Genomic DNA, 2911 nt, shown 5'->3' with positions numbered 1-2911 from the left:
CAGCGTCAGATGTGTATAAGAGACAGGTTTGGGAGTGGGGCTGCGGTGTGGGCTGTGACCTTTGTTCGGAATGCATTTTGCCGAACGGTGATTCAAGAAACGTCGCGTTTGTGGTGAGTTGAGGGTGTTCGGTTAGAGCTGCACCCGAACATCGATACAAAGCAACACCATTGTTCGTTTCCCGCAATCCTTTTGCAACAGATTGTTCACATCAATCCGCTACAGTGGCCACTGCGCCTTCCGCTACTGCCCCTTCCGCCAATCATGATTGCGGCCAAACGTGCCTACCGCCACTGCGCTCCACAGCGAACTCACTGGAGGAAATCCCCATGTCCGCGTTCGGTCAGCGGCTGCGGCAGCTCCGCACGTCCTGTTCCCTCACGCTTCGTCAGCTGGCGGAGCGAACGGGCCTCTCCCCCTCGCACCTGTGCGCCATCGAGCGCGGAAGCGATCAGGCCTCGAGCAAGGCGCTCGAGGCCCTTGCGCGGGCCTATCAGATGACCGTTGCGTCCCTCACGGCAGGGCTGTGGCGCCCCAGTCCTCGCTCACAGCGGAAGCTGCGCACGCGCGGCACGCTGCTGCGTCGGCTGTTCTCGTGGGTGCCTCCGAGACTTCCGGAGAGCACGCTGGCGGTGATGTGCCGCGAGGCGGGATTCTATCGACTGGGAAAATCGCTCGTCGAGCAGCTTCGCGCCCAGCGCCGTCCCGCTCCGTTCTGGAGTGCGGCGAAGCTCTACCTGCACGGACAGAACGGTGCCGAGCAGGTGACGTCACTCCACCTGTTCGAGCGCGCGGTCGATCTCGAGGACATCGAACCCCAGTTCGTACGGTTTCCCCGGCCTGTGGTACAGGAACCCGGTCGGCGCTGGATTGCCCTGGTGCTCGAATTCAATGGCTTCACCATATTGGTCTATCCCCAGGTGACCATCTGCGGTCTCACGGGGCAGTATCCCACCCTCGACTTTCTCGTGTGCCTGAGTGACGGCGTGTCGAACGCCTACATCGATCTCGAGATCGACGGGCCAGGTCACGAAGGACGACGCTTCAAGGACGCCGAGCGAGACGTGGTGACAGGGCTGCCGGTGCTTCGCGTTCCGCTCCCAGAGCTCGATCGTGGCGACTTTGCCGAGCGACTCCTCGAGCGAGTCGTGGCCTCGAGGTTGCGCTGACGCGAGATGTTCGAGTGCGAGACCGGCCGAACAACGGGAATCGCCTTTGTTTCGCGGTTTTAATTTCTTCTGTTAGGTGAAGATGAATCCGAACAGAAGAGCGGCCTCCGCTCCGCCTCCGCTCCGCCTCCGCTTCGCCTCCGCCTCCGCTTCAGCACCCAGCCTGCAGCCGCTCGCCCAGTGCGTGGGCCAGGCGCATGGCCGCGCCGGGGTTTCGGTGCAGGAATTCCGCGAAGCCCTCGTCGGAGAGGAGGAATCCGCTCACCGGCGTGCGGCAGCGAAACGACAGCGCGCCTTCTGGCAGCGTGCCGTACGCCTTCACGTCGAACGCCAGATCGCCTCGCCGCAGCAGGGCCACGACCTGTTCGTCTCGCACGACCTCGACCTCGCCGGAGGCCACGAGCAGCGCCGCGTCGCTCAGGGGAGCGCCGGCTTCGAAGGTCGCCGTTGTCATCAGGGCCTGCAGCTGGGTCTTCTGGTTCGAGGTGAGGTCGCTGAGCGCGCTCGACGATTGCAGGACCTGCCACGACGGCAGCTCGCGCATGCGCGCCAGGTGGCGCAGGCGGGTCGCGATGCGCGTTCCGCGGAGCAGCCGTCGGAAGTCGGCGGCCGAGACGCGCAGGGCGCTGACATCGGTCTTTGCGTAGGCGTCAGCGCTGCGCGGGGCCTCTTCGACGAGAGCCGTCTCCCCCAGGTAGTCGTAGGCGCCGTAGGTCCGTTCCTCGTGGTTCTCGAGCACAACGGCGACCGTTCCGTTCACGATGAAGTACAGCGCGTCACCGGCCTCTCCCCGGGTCAGAATGCGCTGGCCTTCGCGGAAGCTCACCCGCTGCACGTAGCGCACGAACTCGGCGGCGCGGCTGGCAGGGAGCCTGCGCAGGATGTCGACCCGCGCCATCACGTCGAGCGCTTCGAGAACGTGGGTCCCGTCGCTGCCCGTGGCGTGCAGATCGATGGTGCTCTCGAGGCCGGTCGGGGCCACGTGAAGACCCGCGTCGGGGGGGAGGCTGCGCGCGCTCACGTGCACGAGATAGAGCCGTTTCTTCACGGCCTCGTCGAGCTGGGCCAGCGCATTCACCGGGGTGTGGATGGGCGGGACGCCGGCCTCGTGGAGGATCAGCTCGTGATGCCAGGGGAAGGCCGCGAGCTCGCGGGCGCGGTTCTGCGACATGATGCCCTCGTCGCGCAGCCGCAGAAAGGTCTGCACGTCGTTCAGCGTGTCTGACGGGTAGACGAGGCCCTTCCCTCCGAACAGCACCTCGAGTCCCACGCAGGGGACCGTGTGCAACGAGTAGCGGAACGTCACCTCGGCGCCGTGCATCGTGATGGGCTCGCCGTGGCGCACGGGCACGAAGTCGAACAGCCTGCGGAAGGCTCCCGGCTCGAGGCCGGTCAGCCGTGCGTACTTGGCGACGAAGCTCGACATCACCGTGGCGGTGGTGTAGATGGTGATGCGCTCCTCGTGCAGTATCTTCTGGAGGGCGCCCGCGTCGTGGTCGGCGTGGCAGTGCGTGAGGATGAGGCTGTCGATGTCGCGACCGCTCAGGTCGTAGCTGGCGAGCCAGTCGAGGGCGTCGACCGGCGGATCGACCAGAACGCCGCGACCGTCGATCCACATGAGGAAGCCGCTGGTGCGGTTGCCAGGGTCGAAGCCGTGACCAGAGCCGATGACGCTCACGCCCAGGCGGGGGCGGCGGAAGTGCTTCTGAGGAGAGAGGTTGTCGCGCAGGGGCGGCGGCACG

At 65.8% G+C, this 2911-nt stretch carries 2 protein-coding genes; one reads left to right on the top strand and one right to left on the bottom strand.

Features of this window, described 5'->3' with window-relative positions:
• The first annotated feature begins 329 nt into the window (after positions 1-329).
• Positions 330-1169: a helix-turn-helix domain-containing protein gene (locus tag EB084_22935; GenBank protein ID NDD31119.1), complete on the top strand. Its 840-nt coding sequence runs from the start codon at positions 330-332 to the stop codon at positions 1167-1169.
• A 151-nt stretch (positions 1170-1320) separates the two neighbouring features.
• Here the strand turns inward: EB084_22935 and EB084_22930 are convergent.
• Positions 1321-2911 (bottom strand): MBL fold metallo-hydrolase (locus EB084_22930; protein NDD31118.1); only part of this gene is annotated, 1591 nt, incomplete at its 5' end.

It is taken from the genome of Pseudomonadota bacterium, from assembly GCA_010028905.1.
Lineage (GTDB): Bacteria > Vulcanimicrobiota > Xenobia > RGZZ01 > RGZZ01 > RGZZ01.
This window is presented reverse-complemented; position numbering and strand designations above follow the sequence as displayed.

Coding starts and splice junctions, on each gene's coding strand:
- EB084_22935 (NDD31119.1), top strand. CDS start 330: ATGTCCGCGTTCGGTCAGCGGCTGCGGCAGCTCCGCACGTCCTGTTCC.